At 45.6% G+C, this 19,759-nt stretch carries 19 protein-coding genes; 10 read left to right on the top strand and 9 right to left on the bottom strand.

From position 1 onward, the window contains the following. Positions 1-300 precede the first annotated feature (300 nt). From rfbB to LJN55_RS15150, 7 genes are all read left to right on the top strand, one after another. Positions 301-1,392, top strand: a complete 1,092-nt coding sequence (gene rfbB, locus LJN55_RS15180) for a dTDP-glucose 4,6-dehydratase (RefSeq protein ID WP_159336334.1) — start codon at positions 301-303, stop codon at positions 1,390-1,392. Next, on the top strand, positions 1,389-2,288 hold the full coding sequence (gene rfbD / locus LJN55_RS15175) for a dTDP-4-dehydrorhamnose reductase (protein ID WP_167863638.1): 900 nt from the start codon (positions 1,389-1,391) through the stop codon (positions 2,286-2,288). The genes rfbB and rfbD overlap by 4 nt, the downstream gene beginning before the upstream one ends. 33 nt (positions 2,289-2,321) lie before the next feature. Then, positions 2,322-3,194, top strand: coding sequence for a glucose-1-phosphate thymidylyltransferase RfbA (gene rfbA / locus LJN55_RS15170; RefSeq protein ID WP_133841540.1), 873 nt, complete (start codon positions 2,322-2,324; stop codon positions 3,192-3,194). A 4-nt stretch (positions 3,195-3,198) separates the two neighbouring features. After that, on the top strand, positions 3,199-3,738 hold the full coding sequence (rfbC, locus tag LJN55_RS15165; RefSeq protein ID WP_227534785.1) for a dTDP-4-dehydrorhamnose 3,5-epimerase: 540 nt from the start codon (positions 3,199-3,201) through the stop codon (positions 3,736-3,738). Positions 3,739-3,865: 127 nt separating this feature from the next. Then, on the top strand, positions 3,866-4,750 hold the full coding sequence (locus tag LJN55_RS15160; protein ID WP_227534784.1) for a glycosyltransferase family 2 protein: 885 nt from the start codon (positions 3,866-3,868) through the stop codon (positions 4,748-4,750). Between the two features lie 159 nt (positions 4,751-4,909). Further along, positions 4,910-5,734, top strand: a complete 825-nt coding sequence (locus tag LJN55_RS15155) for a glycosyltransferase (protein WP_212815516.1) — start codon at positions 4,910-4,912, stop codon at positions 5,732-5,734. Then, a complete protein-coding gene (locus LJN55_RS15150) occupies positions 5,731-6,522 on the top strand; it encodes a glycosyltransferase domain-containing protein (protein WP_227534783.1) in 792 nt (263 codons plus the stop codon). Before LJN55_RS15155 ends, LJN55_RS15150 begins: the two co-directional genes overlap by 4 nt. A 386-nt stretch (positions 6,523-6,908) precedes the next feature. Here the strand turns inward: LJN55_RS15150 and LJN55_RS15145 are convergent, their stop codons facing one another. Together LJN55_RS15145 and LJN55_RS15140 are read right to left on the bottom strand one after the other, a co-directional pair. After that, positions 6,909-7,892: a glycosyltransferase family 2 protein gene (locus LJN55_RS15145; RefSeq protein ID WP_133841545.1), complete on the bottom strand. Its 984-nt coding sequence runs from the start codon at positions 7,890-7,892 to the stop codon at positions 6,909-6,911. Beyond that, positions 7,892-9,124 (bottom strand): oligosaccharide flippase family protein, encoded by a 1,233-nt coding sequence (locus LJN55_RS15140; RefSeq protein WP_227534782.1) that lies wholly within the window; start codon positions 9,122-9,124, stop codon positions 7,892-7,894. The genes LJN55_RS15145 and LJN55_RS15140 overlap by 1 nt, the downstream gene beginning before the upstream one ends. 601 nt (positions 9,125-9,725) lie before the next feature. On the opposite strand from LJN55_RS15140, the gene LJN55_RS15135 reads away from it, so the two are divergent. From LJN55_RS15135 to LJN55_RS15125, 3 genes are all read left to right on the top strand, one after another. Next, positions 9,726-10,814 (top strand): EpsG family protein, encoded by a 1,089-nt coding sequence (locus LJN55_RS15135; protein ID WP_227534781.1) that lies wholly within the window; start codon positions 9,726-9,728, stop codon positions 10,812-10,814. A gap of 185 nt (positions 10,815-10,999) precedes the next feature. Then, entirely contained in the window at positions 11,000-12,406 is a 1,407-nt protein-coding gene (gene gndA / locus LJN55_RS15130; protein ID WP_200643522.1) for an NADP-dependent phosphogluconate dehydrogenase, read from the top strand. Positions 12,407-12,551: 145 nt separating this feature from the next. Further along, a complete protein-coding gene (locus LJN55_RS15125) occupies positions 12,552-13,562 on the top strand; it encodes a Wzz/FepE/Etk N-terminal domain-containing protein (RefSeq protein WP_227534780.1) in 1,011 nt (336 codons plus the stop codon). A gap of 41 nt (positions 13,563-13,603) precedes the next feature. On the opposite strand, the gene hisIE is transcribed toward LJN55_RS15125, so the two are convergent. Genes hisIE through hisD form a run of 7 tightly spaced genes read right to left on the bottom strand, consistent with a single transcriptional unit; the run spans position 13,604 to position 19,756 of the window. Then, positions 13,604-14,215: a bifunctional phosphoribosyl-AMP cyclohydrolase/phosphoribosyl-ATP diphosphatase HisIE gene (gene hisIE / locus LJN55_RS15120; RefSeq protein WP_227534779.1), complete on the bottom strand. Its 612-nt coding sequence runs from the start codon at positions 14,213-14,215 to the stop codon at positions 13,604-13,606. After that, a complete protein-coding gene (gene hisF, locus LJN55_RS15115) occupies positions 14,209-14,985 on the bottom strand; it encodes an imidazole glycerol phosphate synthase subunit HisF (protein ID WP_133841551.1) in 777 nt (258 codons plus the stop codon). The genes hisIE and hisF overlap by 7 nt, the downstream gene beginning before the upstream one ends. Continuing rightward, a complete protein-coding gene (gene hisA, locus LJN55_RS15110; protein ID WP_159336341.1) occupies positions 14,967-15,704 on the bottom strand; it encodes a 1-(5-phosphoribosyl)-5-[(5-phosphoribosylamino)methylideneamino]imidazole-4-carboxamide isomerase in 738 nt (245 codons plus the stop codon). The genes hisF and hisA overlap by 19 nt, the downstream gene beginning before the upstream one ends. Positions 15,705-15,709: 5 nt before the next feature. After that, the gene (gene hisH, locus LJN55_RS15105; protein ID WP_227536403.1) at positions 15,710-16,300 is read right to left on the bottom strand and encodes an imidazole glycerol phosphate synthase subunit HisH; all 591 of its coding nucleotides are present in this window, start codon (positions 16,298-16,300) and stop codon (positions 15,710-15,712) included. Further along, positions 16,300-17,364 carry a bifunctional histidinol-phosphatase/imidazoleglycerol-phosphate dehydratase HisB gene (gene hisB / locus LJN55_RS15100; protein ID WP_133841554.1) on the bottom strand — a complete coding sequence of 355 codons (1,065 nt, stop codon included), beginning with the start codon at positions 17,362-17,364 and terminating at the stop codon, positions 16,300-16,302. The genes hisH and hisB overlap by 1 nt, the downstream gene beginning before the upstream one ends. Beyond that, positions 17,361-18,452 (bottom strand): histidinol-phosphate transaminase, encoded by a 1,092-nt coding sequence (gene hisC, locus LJN55_RS15095; protein ID WP_133841555.1) that lies wholly within the window; start codon positions 18,450-18,452, stop codon positions 17,361-17,363. The genes hisB and hisC overlap by 4 nt, the downstream gene beginning before the upstream one ends. Then, positions 18,449-19,756: a histidinol dehydrogenase gene (hisD, locus tag LJN55_RS15090; RefSeq protein WP_171149139.1), complete on the bottom strand. Its 1,308-nt coding sequence runs from the start codon at positions 19,754-19,756 to the stop codon at positions 18,449-18,451. Before hisD ends, hisC begins: the two co-directional genes overlap by 4 nt. Positions 19,757-19,759 lie beyond the last annotated feature (3 nt).

Below are 19,759 nucleotides of genomic sequence, written 5' to 3'. Positions count from 1 at the left end.
TATTTCCAGGACTAATCTGGTTATGAAAAGCACGTCGAGTGACAAGGTCAGACTATGCTTGTGTAACAAGGTAAGAGACAGCTATCTGGTGGCTACAGCCAGTGGCGGTAGCGTGGCTAAGTGAAACAGTATGCACATCTGATATCAACAATTCAGGTCATCACCGTATACCTGTTGATGTTATACGCCATAAAAGTACGGCAAAAATTGACTGTGACTTCGCCACGCTGTTTGACGGACAAATGACCGTCAGCGAGCATTCTTAGCATTATCGATATTAGCCAAAGAGAGAACGACGGCGTGAAAATTCTAGTGACCGGCGGCGCCGGATTTATTGGTTCAGCAGTAGTTCGCCATATTATTACGCAGACTACAGACAGTGTCGTGAACGTTGATAAACTCACGTATGCGGGCAATCCTGAGTCCGTAGTTGGTGTCAGCAATGATGCGCGTTATGCTTTTGTACAGGCCGACATCTGTGACAAAGATGCCATTAGTGCGATTTTCAATGAACATCAACCTGATGCGGTAATGCATCTGGCGGCTGAAAGCCACGTAGACCGCTCCATCAGCGGCCCGGCTGATTTTATTGAAACCAACATTGTCGGCACTTATATCATGCTGGAGGCAGCGCGCAGTTACTGGAGCGGGCTGGATTCTACGCGCAAAACGGCTTTCCGTTTCCACCATATTTCTACCGACGAAGTCTACGGTGATTTACCACATCCGGACGAGATGAATGATAACTCAGCTGCGCTGCCATTATTTACCGAAACCACTGCCTATGCACCCAGCAGCCCGTATTCGGCATCAAAAGCATCCAGTGACCATTTAGTCCGTGCCTGGCTTCGTACCTACGGTTTGCCAACGATAATTACCAACTGCTCAAACAATTACGGCCCTTATCACTTCCCGGAAAAACTGATTCCTTTAGTGATCCTGAATGCACTCGACGGTAAGCCTTTGCCGGTTTACGGACGTGGCGATCAGATCCGCGACTGGTTATATGTGGAAGACCATGCGCGCGCACTCTATACGGTGGTAACAAAGGGTAAGATAGGTGAAACCTACAATATCGGCGGCCATAACGAAAAGCAGAATTTAGAGGTGGTGGAAACCATCTGTGATCTGTTGGATGAGATGGTGCCGAAAGCCACTCGCTACCGTGAGCAGATTACCTATGTTGCCGACCGCCCGGGGCACGACCGTCGCTATGCGATTGATGCCTCTAAAATCAGTCAAGAACTGAACTGGCAACCACAGGAAACATTTGATAGCGGGATCCGCAAGACGGTGCAGTGGTATCTGGACAATACCGAGTGGGTGAGTAACGTCAAAAGCGGCGCCTATCAGTCATGGATTGAACAGAACTACAGTGAACGTCAGCCATGAATATTCTGCTGTTCGGTAAAAATGGCCAGGTCGGCTGGGAATTGCAGCGTGCGCTGGCTCCACTGGGGAACGTTACCGCGCTGGCCACATCATCAACAGAATATTGCGGTGACTTTGCTGATACCAAGGGAATTATCGCTACGATCCGCAGCATCCGCCCTGATGTGATTGTGAATGCTGCGGCATATACTGCCGTCGATAAAGCCGAGAGTGAGCCTGAGCAGGCGCATCGGGTCAATGCATTGACCGTAGAAGCTATTGCTAAAGAGGCCGAATCGCTGAGTGCCTGGCTGGTTCACTATTCGACTGACTACGTGTTTCCGGGACAAGGTGCGCAGGCCTGGGAAGAAGACGATTCCACTGGGCCGCTTAATGTGTATGGTGCCAGCAAACTGGCCGGTGAGTTGGCCATTCAGCAGTATTGTTCCCGGCATCTGATTTTCCGCACCAGTTGGGTGTATGCCACCAAAGGTAATAATTTTGCCAAAACGATGCTTCGTCTGGCGAAGCAGCGTGATGAACTGTCAGTGATTAACGATCAGCATGGCGCACCAACCGGGGCTGATCTGATCGCGGATTGTACGGCTCATGCTATTACTGCTGCGATGCGCGATCCGTCGGTGGCGGGGTTATATCACCTTGCCGCAGCGGGCACTACGACCTGGTATGATTACGCTAACGTCGTGTTTGCCGAAGCAAAAGACGCAGGTGTTGAGTTAGTCTTGAAGACGTTACATCCGTTGAACACCAGCCACTATCCAACGCCCGCGCAGCGTCCGCTTAACTCCCGGCTGGATACACGTAAATTTCAAAACACGTTTGGTCTGACCTTGCCCGACTGGCAACGCGGGGTTCAGCGGATGATGGCTGAGTTAGCCGCGTTTAATGCGCTCTGACCTCATTAACCCGATATAAATTAGAGATATCTCATGCGTAAAGGAATTATTTTGGCAGGGGGGTCTGGAACCCGCCTGTATCCGGTCACTATGGCCGTCAGCAAGCAACTGCTGCCCATCTACGATAAACCCATGATCTACTACCCTCTCAGCACGCTGATGCTGGCAGGCATTCGCGATATTCTGATTATCAGTACCCCGCAAGATACGCCACGTTTTGAACAGCTGCTGGGCGATGGCAGCCAGTGGGGGCTTAACCTGCAATACATTGTACAGGAGAGCCCCGATGGCCTGGCACAGGCCTTTATTCTGGGTGAAGAGTTCATTGGTGAAGATAGCTGTGCACTGGTGTTAGGCGACAATATCTTCTACGGCCACGACCTGCCGAAAGAGCTGCAAGCGGCAGTAAGCCAGACCTCCGGCGCGACGGTATTTGCTTACCATGTTAATGATCCTGAGCGTTATGGCGTGGTGGAGTTTGATAAAGACGGCATTGCGGTCTCTCTGGAAGAGAAACCGCTGGAGCCCAAGAGTAACTATGCGGTTACCGGGCTCTATTTCTACGACAATAGCGTAGTGGAAATGGCGAAAAGCCTGAAACCGTCACATCGCGGCGAGTTGGAAATTACCGACATCAACCGCCTGTATATGGATCAGGGCAACCTGTCGGTGGCGATGATGGGGCGTGGCTATGCGTGGCTGGATACCGGTACGCACCACAGTCTGATTGAGGCGAGCAACTTTATTCAGACCATTGAGCAACGTCAGGGCCTGAAAGTCTCCTGCCCGGAAGAAATTGCCTATCGCAAAGGGTTTATCGATGCAGAGCAGGTGAAGAAACTGGCTGCGCCATTAGCGAAGAATGAATATGGGCAGTATCTGCTCAAGATGGTGAAAGGGTATTAATGCTATGAACGTGATTAGAACAGAAATACCGGATGTGCTGATTTTTGAGCCTAAAGTGTTCGGGGATGAACGAGGTTTCTTTTTTGAGAGCTTCAGCCAGAAAGTATTTGAAGAAGCAGTAGGCCGTAAGGTGGAGTTTGTGCAGGATAACCATTCGAAGTCTTCAAAAGGGGTTCTTCGCGGTTTGCATTACCAGGTTGCGCCTCATGCGCAGGGGAAGTTGGTACGTTGTGTTGTTGGTGATATTTTCGATGTTGCGGTAGATATACGTTCTGATTCTCCAACTTATGGGCAATGGGTGGGTGTTAAGTTATCCGCAGAGAATAAAAAACAGCTTTGGATACCAGAAGGTTTTGCCCATGGCTTTATTGCACTTACAGAAGGTGTGGAAATTCTATATAAAACCAACAACCTTTATAACAAAGAATCTGAACGTTCAATTAAATGGGATGATCCCGATTTAAATATTGGATGGCCAGTTAACGCCTCTTGCATTTCTGAGAAAGATCAACAAGCTTCAGCGTTCAAAGATATATTAATGTAAAAATAAAACACCATCCAGTATTGAAAGTAAACTTAGACTTTATGATTGTCATGCTGTTACAGTGAATTAGTTAAGTTGATGTTCATTTAATGACAAGTAGAACATTGTTGTAACCGGGATTTTAGTAATGAATAAGATTATCACTATTTTAGTAACTTATAATCCAGATGTTGAACTTCTTGTTGAAAGCGTGAATAATTTATTATCTCAGACTGATGGTGTTATTATTTGTAATAACTCATTAGAGCCGCTTACTACAGATCTGTTTGAGAATTCGGATTGTATTTTTATCGAAAATTTTGGTGAAAATATTGGTATTGCCGCAGCACAATCTATTGGAATGGATTTGGCATTTAATAGTCATCATGCTGATTTTATTCTTCAGATGGACCAGGATAGTCTTGCGAATACTGATATGGTCGAGAGATTGTTGAGTTGCTATATTGAATTAAAAAATACAGGCTTGAATGTTGGTTTGGTTGGCGCTCAAGATTATGATCGATATACAAATGAAGTGAATGTTGCAAAGGTTATGAAAGGAACCCCTTTACTTCATAACCATTTCATGAAAGTGAGTTGTATATTAAGTTCAGGTAGTTTAATTCCCAAAATAGCTTACGAGAAAGTAGGTGGTATGGCCAATGAGCTATTCATTGATGCAGTTGATCATGAATACTGCTGGCGCCTGCAACGTTCCGGATTTATTGTGGTTCGTAATGCTGAAGCATTGCTGGGACATCGCCTCGGTGATGGTAAATTCAAAATATTGAATATACTCAGTGTTGGAATGCCATCTCCTTTCAGACATTACTATGCAGTGCGAAATGCTTTCATCCTAATGCGGCGGGATTATGTTCCTGTTTATTGGAAATTGAGTAGCTTAGCAAAAATTTCCTTTAAGTTTATATTCTATCCAGTCTTTCTCCCTGAAGGAAAAAAAAGGTTATTTTTCATTAGTCAGGGAATTTTGGATGGATTAAAAAACCACACTGGAAAGTACAAAACAAAATAATAGTATAGAGAATATTGTTGTTTTTTCTTTTCACATAAAAAGTACTTGTTGTTTTTCGAAGTGATCATAGTGATTATTACATTAACTGGTTACAGTTTTGTGATTAATAACCTATAAAAATGTCTAAGCATTCCTTTGAATTTCGTTTTTTTAAGGTTAATGATGAGTAATGAAGCAGTCGCTGTCGTGATGAGCGTCTATAAAAATGATATATCATCTCAACTCAAAAGTGCAATAGAGAGTATACTCAATCAGACGCTAGAATCGATAAGCTTATATATTATGATAGATGGTGTCATTGATAATGAATTGAGTAAGTTGCTTGACTATTATGCTGTCGATGAAAGAGTGTTCATCATATCATCACCTACAAACAGAGGGCTTGCAGTTTCATTAAATCATCTTGTCGATATAGTTATCGCAGAAGGTAAATTTGAGTATATTGCACGCATGGATAGTGATGATATTTCGCTTCCTGAACGCTTGATGGTACAGGTTGAATATTTAAAACAAAATCCGGATGTTGATGTTCTCGGAGGATATTGCCATGAATTCGGTGCCAGTTTTGCATTAAATGTTAAAAAAGTGCCACTCACGCATGATGAATTGGTAAAATATAGTCTTTATAAATGTCCATTCATACATCCAACGGTTATGTTCAGAAAACGTGTTTTTCAAGATGGAAATCGTTACCCACTAGATACCTGCTTTAGTGAGGATCTTGCATTGTGGTTTTTGCTTTTGGTGCGTGGTTACAAATTTTCAAATGTAGACAAAGTCCTCATAAATTACAGAATAAATTCTGATACATTACATCGTCGTTCAGGGTTGAATAAAGCATTAAGCGAAGTAAAACTCAGGATTAAATATTCACTCTTGTTAAAAAACAGGTCATTAAAAATATATTCTCTAATCGTAGCGAGAGGTTTTTTCTCGCTAATGCCTCATCCAATTAAAAAAATGATGTATTCAAAATTACGATGAATAAAAGAGTTGTTTATACCGCAATATTTGGTGATTACGATGATCTTCTCGAACCTGATTACGTGGATTCGAGCATAGATTATATTTGTTTCACAAATAATAAATCCTTAAAGTCCAGTCATTGGATTGTGAAATACGTAGATAATTTCAATGGTGTAACAGATAATGCAAGATTGAATAGAATTTATAAGTTTATGCCACATAGATTTTTATCAGATTATGATGAAAGTCTTTATATTGATGGGAATATAAAAATAGCAGGTAAAAACCTGTCAAACGCTTTTGATTTTGCATTAAAGAATAAAATGATATCGATACCTCCGCATGCTGAAAGAGAATGTATCTATGAAGAGTCTTTAGCATGTCTAAGGCTAGGAAAGGGAGAGCCTGACCGGATAAAGAAACAAATGCAGTTCTACAAGAACGAAGGTTTTCCTGAAAAGTATGGCCTTTATGAAAATAATATAATTTTTAGAAAGCATGGCTGCGAAAAAATAAAAACCATCATGGAAGAATGGTTGGAGATGATAACTAAATTTTCATCAAGGGACCAGTTAAGTTTGTGCTACTTGTTTTGGAAAAGTAATATTCCTTGTGAAGCCTTTTTATGGGGGCCAAAGTTTAGCGGTAAATTTTTTAAAATAAAATTCCATAATACTGAGAAAAAGTTACCTTTATTAAAGAAAATAATATTATATTTACTAATTAATGCAAAGAGAAATATTTTCTACAGTTCATTATGTTCTGTGTTGATTTTTATGATCAAGATTAAGAAACATTTTCAGTAATCAAAGGATCTGTTAAAAATAGACATGCATATGTTTTAATTATTATTTAATGCGTCGAGCAACATTTTTAATCGGGTTCTGGATGATAATTTAATTATTTATTGATATTACAACCCCTTTAATATTAATTAAACACACAGTGATTTTAATGACCACATTGCTGCGCTATAATATGTTATAAATGTTTAGTTTAAAACCTTTGATAAATTTAAATTTTAACGAAATTAATAATATAACCCTTTATTTTCCCTGTTGGTAATTATCCTATTAAGGCTGTTCTTAATTGAATCGCAATGCAAGAAAATATGTTTTAAATATCAATATTTTCAGTGACATAGAGGGTGTTTATGTTACGCGAGGATTCATAATAGGTCCTCGCAATGTATCTATTTAAATTTCCAACCCTCAATGATGGATTCTACGATCATGGGTATTTTTTTAATATTTCCGGATAAGATGGCTTTAATAAACAATATAAAGATAAATCCGGAGATGTTCATTAAATATACAGTGTCAGAGTTGTTGTTATATTTTCTCTCAAAAAAAACTCTATTTCTGAATGTATTTTTAACTTTATATTCTGGAGCTTCAAAAAGAGGTAGTGAAAACCTTGCTGGTTTGACTTCTGTCCATGACTGGTCAATATCTATTAGTTCACAAGTTGGTAATATCCATAGTCTGCAACCTGAGCGACCTAGTCTCATTGTAAACTCTGTATCGTCAAAATATAAAAACATTTCAACCTTCGGTCTGATTCCTTTTTTTAAAACACTTACATTTATAAGCATGCCGCCATAAGGTCCACATGGTGTCTCTACTCTCTCTATATCTGAAAGGTTCAAATGAAAGTGTGGATCTTTATTTTTTGAGAATATTTTAAGAGTCTTTGATAGATATCCTAAAATAGTGAATTGCATGAAGGAATTTTTCTTTCCTAATAACGTTTCCGGTTTTCTTGTTCTGATGTAATCAACATAGTGTTGTCTGTCTTTCCTATAAAGAAAGTAAACAGAATTATTTTCATTTGATGTGGCGATATTATATGACCGTTTAATTGAATCATTTACAGAAACATTATCATCGTCTAAGAATAGCACCCACGAATCACTTGCCGCTATATCGCATGAGAGGTCCATTGCCTGGTTAAAAGCAAATGCTGATCCCATGTTAGCTTCATTGTTAATCATAAATAATTCTATTTCAGCATGCCGAGAGTGCATCTCCTTTATCAATGTAAGACTTTGAGAAGAACTTCCATTATCTACAATAATGAATTTTTTTGCGCCTGACATAATCGCGCTTTCAATAGTTTTTACGACTAATTCTCCTCTATTAGCATAAGTGACTGTGGCAATATACAACTCATCCATTATAAAACCCCTGTTTTTTTTGCTCTGGATGAAACCAGTATTAGCAATATAAGTTCACTCAACACCAGTGAAGCTGAAGCTCCGATAAAACCTAGCCATATACTCATTAGTGTCGCAATGAATACATTTATAACCCCTGTCATTACAACACATTTTGCGAAATCCTTTGAATAACCTGATGAGGCTAATCCAAGTATTGCGATAATGTAGTTTAATCCACCAAAAAGAAAAACCAAACTCATTATTTTCAAACATTCGTTAACAATTTCCCATGATTCTTTTGCCATCAACTTTGATATAGAAGGTGACATAAAGAAAATGGCGGATGCCCCTAAGCTATATGATATAACAATCGCAGGTAAATATTTATAAAAATTGTATTTGAAGAAGTCAGTTGAGGTGTGCTTTCTTTTCGAAAAAATCGGATACAAAACATCGCCTGCAACGTTCTGTATTGTTTGTACACTGCGAACTATTCTCTCAGCGATAGAGTATGCACCTACATAGACTGTAGTAGTAAATACACCCAAAATAATAACGTTGAAATTTTTATAAAGACCTGAAGCCAATCTTGCACAGAATATTTCAAATCCATCCTTTAATTCTCTTTTTATATTTGGCAAAGATATTTTGAATTTAAAATTGAATTTTGTTATTAAAAAAAACATGCTAATGCATAGAGATAAAAATGTTCCCAAGAAAGCCAGGGCCTGAACTTTCCATGTATCTTCAGGAGACTTAACAATCAGAAAAATAAGAGTGAATGCTAAAAGTTTTGGAAATGCATTAGACAATGTGATGAAATGCATTTTCTCCGCAGCTTGAAAATGCCATGAAGGAAAAAGCGACTGTGATATTATAATTAAAAAAGTGAAAAGTATAATAAGTGAATTGTTTTGAACGTAATCATTGAAATAATAAATTATCAAAATAGGAAGGGAGAATAGTAATGAAAATAATAACTTTATAATTAAAACTGAACTTGTTATCTCAGAAGCATCATTATGCTCATAGCCGTTGTGACAAATATTTCTGGTTGCTGTTAACGAGAAACCATAGTCAATAACTAATTGTACATACGCAAATACAGCTGAAATAGTTGCGATGACCCCAACATTAGACAGGCCAATCTTAGAGACAAGAAAAGGAATCATTAGTATTGGCAGTAAGTAGTTAAGACCTTGCATGATACCTAATGATAAGAAGTTACCAAAAAATTTTCTTTTAATCATAATAATTACTCAGTGGCCAGTAAAATATAGTCACAAAAGATTAAAGAACTACAGTGTGTTTTTTTATTAACTATTTTCATTGCGCGGCATCCTTTTTGGGATGGAGAGCTGATGATTACTAATGATATAGAATGAATATTTAGACTGCGGTTTCGATGTATCATAATTGACATGTGGTTAACAAGTAAATAAAGAGGCTGTGAGTGATATGTGATTGTCGCGATGAATAACTTAGCGCAATTGTACTGTTTTTATTTTTATTTATCAACATACACTACACCCTCATTAATTATAATTATATTGTAACATGTTTAGGTTGATTTATGAAGCTTCACATCTTTTATGATTTGGAATGTAGTGTTTTTATCGGTTTATCATTCAGGTGTTTGATGTCGATTCAATAAAACTGTTGTAGTTTTAATTTTCGGTTCTGATATTATGATTGTTAGTTATGATATAACTGTAGGTTAATTATTAATTGTTGTAAGGAAAGTTTGACTCGCATTCAGTAAACCTCCAAAGGCCTGCTGTATTGAACTGCTATTTATGCGGTCAAATGCGGTTGTGTTAACAGATGTTGTAAAAATTTTTTAGGAAAAACATGGCAATATATTTAACCGGGTATCTGACAATATGTTTTTTTTCTTGGTTATCTCTTGATGTATCAGTTTCAAGCAATGTTAAGAAATGGATGTTCTTTTTTGTAGCCACTTTATTGCTTTTTTTCTGTGCTGCCCGGGGTGTTATTGATAGGGATCATCAGAGTTATTTGAATATTTATAAACATATTATCGATGGTGTCGATTTACTTATAGAACCAACCTTTTATTTTTTTAGTTATATTTCATCGTGGTTGACCGATGGCCCTCAGTTGATTTTTATTATTTATGCATTGCTAGGGTTGAGTTTAAAGTTCTATTCTATTAGAAAGTTTAGTGTTTTCCCGCTGGTATCTGTTCTTATATATTTCAGTAATTACTATTTCTTGCATGAAATGACTCAGATAAGAGTTGGGGTATCGGTTTCTTTAGCTTTAATCGCCATCACTAACTGGTTTGGTGGTAACAAAAAAAACTTTTTTATAATAATCTTCCTTTCGCTCTTGTTCCACTACTCAGCTCTCATTTTTCTTATGGTGCCTCTTGTTTCTAAGGAGAGAGTTCATAAGAAGGAAATGTTTTTTTATACCTGTCTCATTGTTTTTTTATATGCCCTGTATGTCGTTAATTTTGGTTTTGCACGTGTTTTTTCATATATTCCAATAGGATATGTTCAGGAGAAGTTTAGCATTTATTACGAAAAAACAAGGCTGGGGGAAGTCGATGCTGTAAATGCTTTTAGTGTTATGCAGTTAATCAGATTAATTATTATCTATCTCGTATGCTTTTTTTGTCCCAAAGAATGTTATGCAGATAAATTTTTCAACGTAATGCTGAGGTTTTATATTTTCTCGGCAATATGTTGGGTGATGTTTTTCGATATACCGGTGTTCGCAGTGCGTCTTTCAGAGATTTTGGGTGTGGCCGAGATATTTGTAATTCCCTACATTATTTATGTCTCACGTAAAAAATACATAGGGTTGATTGTTATTTCACTGATAACAGCAATGATGTTCTTTGTTAATATATATTATAGTAAGTTGATGCTTCCTTATGTTCCTTTTTGGGCGGAATCATTTTATTACTCATGAGAGGTTTGAGGCGCCTTTAACTATGAAGTTATTGGGGATGTTATCCACAATTTTAGACTGCTTATTTGCGTTGTTAAGAACTATCGCACCAATCACTACCATCCCTCCCTAATCCTGAGTTAACATGTCTGGAACATTGACCGCAGTCACAGAACTGCGGGTTTTCCACCCAGACAGGAGTAGGTATGTCCAAGCAACAGATCGGCGTTGTAGGTATGGCTGTAATGGGCCGTAATCTGGCACTCAACATCGAGAGCCGTGGCTACACAGTTTCTATCTTCAACCGCTCGCGTGAAAAAACCGATGAAGTCGTGGCAGAGAATCCAGGCAAGAAACTGGTTCCACACTACAGCATCGAAGAGTTTGTTGACTCTCTGGAAAAACCTCGTCGTATTCTTTTGATGGTGCAGGCCGGTGAAGCGACCGACAAAACCATCGCCTCCCTGACGCCGCACCTCGATAAAGGCGATATCCTGATCGATGGCGGTAACACCTTCTATAAAGACACCATTCGCCGTAACCGTGAACTGTCCGAGCAGGGCTTTAACTTTATCGGTACCGGTGTTTCCGGTGGCGAAGAGGGCGCGTTGAAAGGCCCTTCCATCATGCCTGGCGGCCAGAAAGAAGCTTACGAGCTGGTTGCGCCGATCCTGACTGAAATTGCTGCTGTTGCCGAGGGCGAAGCCTGTGTGGCCTATATGGGGCCGGACGGTGCGGGTCACTATGTGAAGATGGTTCACAACGGCATTGAATACGGTGACATGCAGTTAATAGCTGAAGCCTATTCACTGCTGAAAGGCGCGCTGAACCTGAGCAACGACGATCTGGCTAAAACCTTCAGCGAGTGGAACGAAGGCGAGCTGAGCAGCTACCTGATTGACATCACCAAAGATATCTTCACTAAGAAAGATGAAGAGGGTAACTACCTGGTTGATGTGATTCTGGATGAAGCAGCGAATAAAGGTACTGGTAAGTGGACCAGCCAGAGCTCACTGGACCTCGGTGAGCCACTGTCACTGATCACCGAATCCGTATTTGCCCGCTACCTCTCATCACTGAAAACGCAGCGTGTTGCAGCGTCTAAAGTACTGAGCGGTCCTAAAGTTCAGACCGTGAGCGGTGATAAAGCGGAATTCGTTGAGAAAGTACGTCGCGCGCTGTACTTGGGTAAGATCGTCTCTTACGCACAGGGCTTCTCTCAGCTGAAAGCGGCCTCTACTGAAAACAACTGGGATCTGCACTACGGTGAAATCGCTAAGATTTTCCGTGCGGGCTGCATTATCCGTGCCCAGTTCTTGCAGAAAATCACCGATGCTTATGCTGTTGATGCTGACATCGCTAACCTGCTGCTGGCTCCGTACTTCAAAAATATTGCTGACGAATACCAGCAGGCGCTGCGTGACGTTGTTGCCTGGGCTGTCCAGAACGGTATCCCAACACCAACCTTCTCTGCGGCCATTGCCTACTACGACAGCTACCGTTCAGCGGTACTGCCTGCGAACCTGATTCAGGCGCAGCGTGACTACTTTGGTGCGCATACTTACAAGCGTACTGATAAAGAAGGTGTGTTCCACACCGAATGGCTGAACTAAGTCAATGCCTAACCTCCCGTTTTTCGGGAGGTTATTTTCCTTCTTCTCCCCGATTTTAAGACTATCCTTCTGGCGCTCTGCCAACTGCTCGACTATCTTTTATTCGCATAACCATAAAAACGATACCAATTTTTTAAGTTGAGTCATGATGAGCAAAAAAAACACAACAAATTTTGAGCAATTTGAATCTGTAAAGCATGATGAACTGGACCTGTTGGACATTTTTTTCCAGTTATGGAAAGGTAAATGGATCATCATTGCACTGATAGTTGTTAGCCTTATTGGCGCGGGGATATACCTTGCTTCAGTTAAATCTAAATGGACATCAACAGCCATCCTGACGCAACCCGATATCGGCCAGATGGCCTATTACAGTGGTATTTTGAATCAACTTTATGCATTAAATGACAATGAGAATAATGCTAACAGTAATCAAAGCAAACCCGGGCAGTTCTCTTCGGGCATTCTTCAGCAAAGCCTCTTTAGTCGCTTTAGTGCTTCACTGGCCGCTTCAAGTTCGTTCGATATAAAAGTTAAAGACAAAACGCTCAACTATCCCCTGAGCATCTCAGCTACGGCTGATTCTGCCAGCCACGCGCAGGCGCAACTCTCAAACTATATTGAGAAGGTGAATGCCTCTTTGGTAAATGATTATGTTTCTGAAATCAATACGAACCTGATTGCGAAACAACGCGAACTGATCGCCTCTCTTGAGGCGCAGAAAAATATCGCATTACAGCGTCATGAACATCGCGTTGAAGTTTTTCGCTATGCGTTGAAAATTGCAGAGGCATCCGATATTTCCAACTCGCAGCTTAATCAGGCAGATAACCTTTCGGATGATACGTTATATCTGCTGGGTACCCATGCGCTAAGTGCGATGATTGCTAATGAAGCCAACAAGCCTCCCGTGCTTGATAAACAATATTTCGATACACAAACTCAGCTCCTGGCACTCTCACAGTTGAAGCCTGACGCTGAAAAGTTACAACCCTTCACGTACATCACTCAACCCGACTTACCTGCGGCACCTGTCAATCCTAGAAAATCGTTAGTGCTGTTGCTGGCCGCCATTTTGGGCGCGATTGCAGGTTCAGCGATTGTTATCGGGCGTAATGTGGTCGCTGATTATCGTTTGAGGATGAGAGCAGAATAGGGTGCAGGCCGGGCATAACCCGGCCTGATAATGAGAAGGGCTTACTTATGACGCTGACGCAGGTTCTCAATCACCGTTGACAGGTTCATCTCCTGGTCCTGCAGCAGGACCAGGAGATGATAGACTAAATCAGAGGCTTCATTGGTCAGCTCATGACGGTCGTTGACGGTGGCAGCCAGTGCCACTTCTACGCCTTCCTCACCCACTTTCTGTGCAATGCGCTTAGTGCCGCTGGCGTACAGGCTGGCGGTATAGGAACTTTTCGGGTCAGCGTGTTTACGCTCGGCCAGGACCTGCTCCAGTTGATAGAGGAAAGTCCAGTCTGTCGCTGCGGGCGAGAAACAGCTTGTGGTGCCACGATGGCAGGTTGGGCCGACCGGGTGGACCAGCACCAGCAGCGTATCGTTATCGCAGTCTGACGTGATGCTGACCACATTCAGAAAGTGCTCCGAGGATTCGCCTTTCGTCCACAGGCGCTGTTTGGTGCGTGACCAGAAGGTCACTTTGCCAATCTCCAGCGTCTTCGCCAGTGCTTCCTGATTCATATACCCATGCATCAGCACTTCACCAGACACCGCGTGCTGGACGATAGCGGGCATCATGCCGTCGGTTTTCACCCAGTCAAGCTGGGACAGTTGTTGTTCTGTTAACACGCGCGAATCTCCACACCTTTTTCAATCAGATAACTTTTCAGCTCACCGATATTAATAATCTGTTTATGGAACACCGATGCCGCCAGTGCGCCATCAACGTCAGCATCGCGGAAGGCTTCATGGAAATGCTCCATGGTGCCCGCGCCGCCGGAAGCAATCAGCGGTACTTTACAGCGTGCGCGTACTTTTTGCAGTTGTACCAGGTCGTAACCATTGCGCACGCCATCCTGGTTCATCATGTTCAGGACAATCTCACCCGCACCACGCTTCTGCACTTCTTCCACCCAGTCGAGGGTTTCCCACGTGGTGACTTTGGTCCGGCTTTCATCTCCGGTGTACTGATTCACATGGTACTTGCCGCTTTCGCTGTCAAACCAGGTATCGATGCCCACCACAATGCACTGCACGCCAAAGCGATCGGCCAGGCGCGTGATAAGGGAAGGATCGGCAAGCGCCGGAGAATTAATCGAAATCTTATCCGCGCCGAACGAGAGCAGCAGGGCGGCATCTTCAACCGACTTAATGCCCCCAGCCACGCAGAAAGGAATATCAATCACTTCTGCCACGCGTGAGATCCAGCTTTTATCCACCACACGGCCATCACTGGATGCGGTGATATCATAAAACACCAGTTCGTCGGCCCCTTCCTGCGCATAGCGCTGCGCCAGCGGCACGATATCGCCGATGATTTCGTGGTTGCGGAACTGCACGCCTTTCACGACCTGGCCGTCACGTACGTCCAGGCAAGGGATTATCCGTTTTGCCAGCATGAAATAGCCTCCGATGCGGTGAATTTATCTTCCAGCAGAGCGCGACCCACGATCACGCCCCGAGCGCCACAGCCGCGCAGGGCGGCAATATCGTCCAGAGAGCCGATGCCGCCGGAGGACTGGAAAGCAATGCTCGGGTAGCGGGCAGACACTTCGCGATACAGTTCAACGTTAGAGCCACTGAGTGTGCCATCGCGTGAAATATCCGTGCACAGCACGTGTTTCAGGCCGAAAGGCAAAAACTGCTCAATCACTTCTTCCAGCGTGATGCCGCTGGCTTCCTGCCAGCCGCTGATCGCCACTTCTTTACGGTTACTGGCATCAATGCGTACGTCCAGCGCCAGCACAATCGCTTCCGCGCCGTATTGTTTAAACCACTGCTGCACTTCTTCCGGCTGTTTCACCGCCGTAGACCCCACCACTACGCGTGTGGCACCCGCCTTTAACAGTGCGTCCACATCCTCTTTAGTGCGGATACCACCGCCCACCTGGACCGGAACGGTGACGCCTGCCAGCAGTTTGGTCAGCAGGGGGATCTGACGTGCGGCCGGATCTTTTGCCCCGGTCAGATCGACCAGATGCAGCACCTGCGCACCCTGTGCTTCATAATCCTGTAAGCGCGGCAGCGGGTCGCTGCCGTAGTCGCGTTGCTGGCCGTAATCGCCCTGATGCAGACGCACCACCTTGCCATCAATTAAATCTAATGCCGGGATAATCATGCCGGTTACATCTCCAGGAAGTTTTTCAGCAGCTGCGCGCCAGCGGCACCGGAACGCTCCGGGTGGAACTGCACGCCAAAGAAATTATCTTTCTGCACGGCGGCGGTAAAGGCTTCGCCATAATTGCACTGGGCAATGGTGTATTCATTGACCGGCATGGCGTAGCCGTGCACGAAGTAGAAATAGGCACCGTCTTCAATACCGCGAAACAGGTGGTTACCCGCTTGCGAGGTGATCTGATTCCATCCCATATGTGGCAGCGGCAGGCCGTGATCTTTCATGCGCTGCACAGGCTGGTCGATGATATTCAGCGTGGGTACGCCGCGGCTCTCGTCGCTACCGCTGCCCAGCAGTTGCATACCGAGGCAGATACCCAGTACCGGTTGGGTACAGGCTTTAATCAGCGCGATCAGTTCGCGTTCACGCAGCTGATCCATCGCGGCCTGGGCGGTGCCCACGCCGGGCAGAAACAGTTTGTCGGCGTTCAGCACGATATCCGCTTCTTTACTGACTACCGGATCATAGCCAAGACGCTGTACCGCCCACTTAACGGAGGACAGGTTGGCGCAGCCGGTATCGAGGATCACCACATCCATCACAGCACTCCTTTCGAACTTGGCAGGGTATTTCCCTCCACGCGGATCGCCTGACGCAGCGTGCGGCCGAAGGCTTTAAACAAGCTTTCAACGCGGTGATGGTCATTTTTGCCTTTGGTGCGCAGGTGCAGGGTGCTGGCCATGGTGTAAGAGAGTGAGCTGAAGAAGTGTTCCACCATCTCGGTGCTCAGATCGCCAACGCGCTGATAGCTGAACTCCGCTTTATATTCGAGGTGCGGACGACCGGAGATATCCAGTGCGCAGCGTGCCAGGCATTCGTCCATTGGCAGCACGAAACCGAAACGACCGATGCCACGTTTGTCACCCAGCGCTTTCAGCAGGGCTTCACCCAGCGCCAGCCCGGTATCTTCCACGGTGTGGTGATCGTCAATATAGAGATCGCCTTTCACGTCGATGTTCATGCGGAAGCCGCCGTGGGTAGAGATTTGATCGAGCATATGGTCAAAGAAACCCACGCCGGTATTAATTTTGCTGTCGCCTTCGCGATCCAGCCACACTTCGACTTTAATCTGCGTCTCTTTGGTGTTGCGTTGCACCAGCGCATAACGGTCACGCTTCGTCAGCTGCTGTTCAATCGCGTTCCAGTTCAGGTCTTTGCTGTACAGCAGACCGGTGATGCCCATGTTCTGCGCCAGCTGCACGTCAGTTGCGCGGTCACCAATCACATAGCTGTTGGCGATATCCAGTGCGCCTTCCGCCAGCCAGGCTTCAACCATTTTTGTTTTTGGCTTACGGCAGTCGCAGTGATCTTCCGGCTTATGTGGGCAAATCAGAATGTCGCTAAAGTTCACGCCCTGCGAACGGAGGATTTGCATCATCAGATTATGCGGACCGTCGAAATCGTCCTGCGGGAAGCTGCTGGTCCCCAGGCCATCCTGATTGGTGATCATCACCAGCTGATAGCCCGCTTTCTGTAACGACAGCAGGGCAGGGATGACGTCAGGCTCGAAGGCCAGTTTATCCATGCGGTCTACCTGAAAATCTTCTGGCGGCTCAGAAATGAGGGTGCCATCGCGATCGATAAAAAGGACTTTCTGACTCATGCTTGCTCCTGAGATACGGATGAACCGGGTAATAATGTTAGTGCGGCCACTGCGCGTTCACACTCTTCGCGGGTGCCAATAGAGATGCGCAGACAGCCCGCCAGACCAGGCTGTTTGTTCTGATCGCGCAAAATAATGCCCTGATCCCACAAGGTCTTAAATACCTGACTTGAGGCGGAGAAGCGCGCCAGAATATAGTTGGTATCGCTCTCAAACACCTGCTCAACGCAGTCTAACGTACGCAGATCGGCAATCAGCTTTTCCCGGGTGGCGACCAGCTCGCTCACATGCTGGCGCATCAGTGCAATGCCCTGCTCGCTCAGTGCCTGACCCGCAATATCCGCCACAGGCGTAGAGAGCGGGTAAGGGGCGATCACTTTCATCAGCAGCGCAATGACATCGGCGTTGGCGAGAGTGAAACCACAGCGCAGCCCTGCCAGCGCAAACGCTTTAGACAGCGTACGCAGCACCACCAGGTGCGGGTAATCCTTCAGCCAGCCAGCGAGTGAGGCTGAAGGGCAGAACTCAATATAGGCTTCGTCGGCGACGACCAGCGCTTTGCCACGCGTCATCTCCAGCAGCTGGCGAATATCGTCCGGGTTGATCAGATTTCCGGTCGGGTTGTTCGGGCTGCACACATACACCAGCTTTACATTGTCTAACTGGCCAGCAATGGCGGGCAAGTTCAGTTGCCAGTCTTCGCGTGCTTCTACCGTACGGTATTCAATACCGATGGTTTCAGCGCTGACGCTGTACATACCGTAGGTCGGTGGGCAGAACAACACGGCATCTTTGCCCGGTTCACAGAAGGCGCGCATTAACAGTTCGATGCCTTCATCGGCACCGCGGCTTACCAGCACCTGCTCCGGCGTCAGTCCCGCATAGGCCGCGTAACGCTCAATTACTAACTTAGGCTGACATTCCGGGTAGCGATTCAGGGTCTGCTGGCTGAGCTCAAACGGCACCGCCAGCGGGTATTCATTGGCGTTCAGCCAGACATCACCGTTGCCTCCCAGACGGCGTGCCGACTGGTAGGGCGTCAGGGCGCGCACATTAGCACGGGCCAGATCTTCAATCTTGCTGCTCATGGCTTCTCCTTCAGTGCGGCTACGCGCAGGGTCACGGCATTTTTGTGGGCAGTCAGTTGCTCGGCAGCGGCGAGAGTTTCAATGGTGGCCGCCAGCCCCATAAAGCCCTGCTTTGTCAGTTCCTGCACGGTCATACGCTTCTGGAAATCCGCCAGCCCCAGGCTGGAGCAGGTAGCGGTATAACCGTAGGTTGGCAGGACGTGGTTGGTTCCCGAGGCATAGTCACCGGCGGATTCCGGTGACCAGTCACCGAGAAACACGGAGCCGGCACTGGTGATGCTGTCGACCAGGTCGCGTGCCTGGCGTGTCTGAATGATCAGGTGCTCAGGCCCGTAACGGTTGCTGACTTCAACGCACTGTTGCAGATCGCGCATCACAATCAGGCGACTGCTTTCCAGGGCTTTTGCGGCCGTGGCCGCACGAGGCAGTTCAGCGAGCTGGCGTTCAACGGCTTCGGCGACCGCCACGGCCATGGTTTGCGAAGGCGTCAGCAGGATCACCTGCGAATCCGGGCCGTGTTCCGCCTGTGACAGCAGATCAGAGGCCACGAAGTCCGGCGTGGCCCCTTCATCGGCAATCACCAGCACTTCAGACGGGCCAGCAGGCATATCAATCGCCGCGCCGTCCATGCGCTGGCTCACCTGACGTTTGGCCTCGGTGACATACGCATTGCCTGGACCAAAAATTTTATCCACCTTAGGCACGGATTCTGTCCCGAAGGCGAGGGCGGCAATCGCCTGCGCCCCGCCAACCTGGAACACTTCCTGCACGCCACACAGCCGTGCAGCATAAAGGATTTCATCGGCAATCGGGGGTGGAGAGCAGAGCACCACTCGGCCACAGCCTGCGATACGCGCCGGGGTAGCCAGCATCAGTACCGTGGAGAACAGCGGAGCCGTGCCACCCGGAATATAGAGGCCGACTGACGCTATCGGGCGCGTGACCTGCTGGCAGCGCACGCCGGGTTGTGTTTCGATATCCACCGGCGGCAGCTGCTGCGCCTGATGGAAGGTATCAATATTGGCGACCGCAACAGCCATCGCCTGCTTGATCTCATCACCCAATCGCGCACAGGCATCGGTGATCTGCTGTTCGCTGACGCGCAGTGCATCAACCTGAGTTTTATCGAAGGTGGCGCTGTAATAACGCAACGCATCGTCACCTTCACTCGAAACCTTGTCGAGAATGCCGCGCACGGTGGCACTGATGCTGTCAGAGGCGCCAAGCGCCGGGCGAAGCAGCAGGGCCTGCTGCTGTTTGGCACTGCAATCCTGCCAGGCAATGGGGGTCATCAGGGTCGCCATCGA

It is taken from the genome of Erwinia rhapontici (assembly GCF_020683125.1).
Lineage (GTDB): Bacteria > Pseudomonadota > Gammaproteobacteria > Enterobacterales > Enterobacteriaceae > Erwinia > Erwinia rhapontici.
The sequence above is the reverse complement of the archived record's forward strand: the minus strand, read 5'-3'. Positions and strand labels throughout refer to the sequence as shown.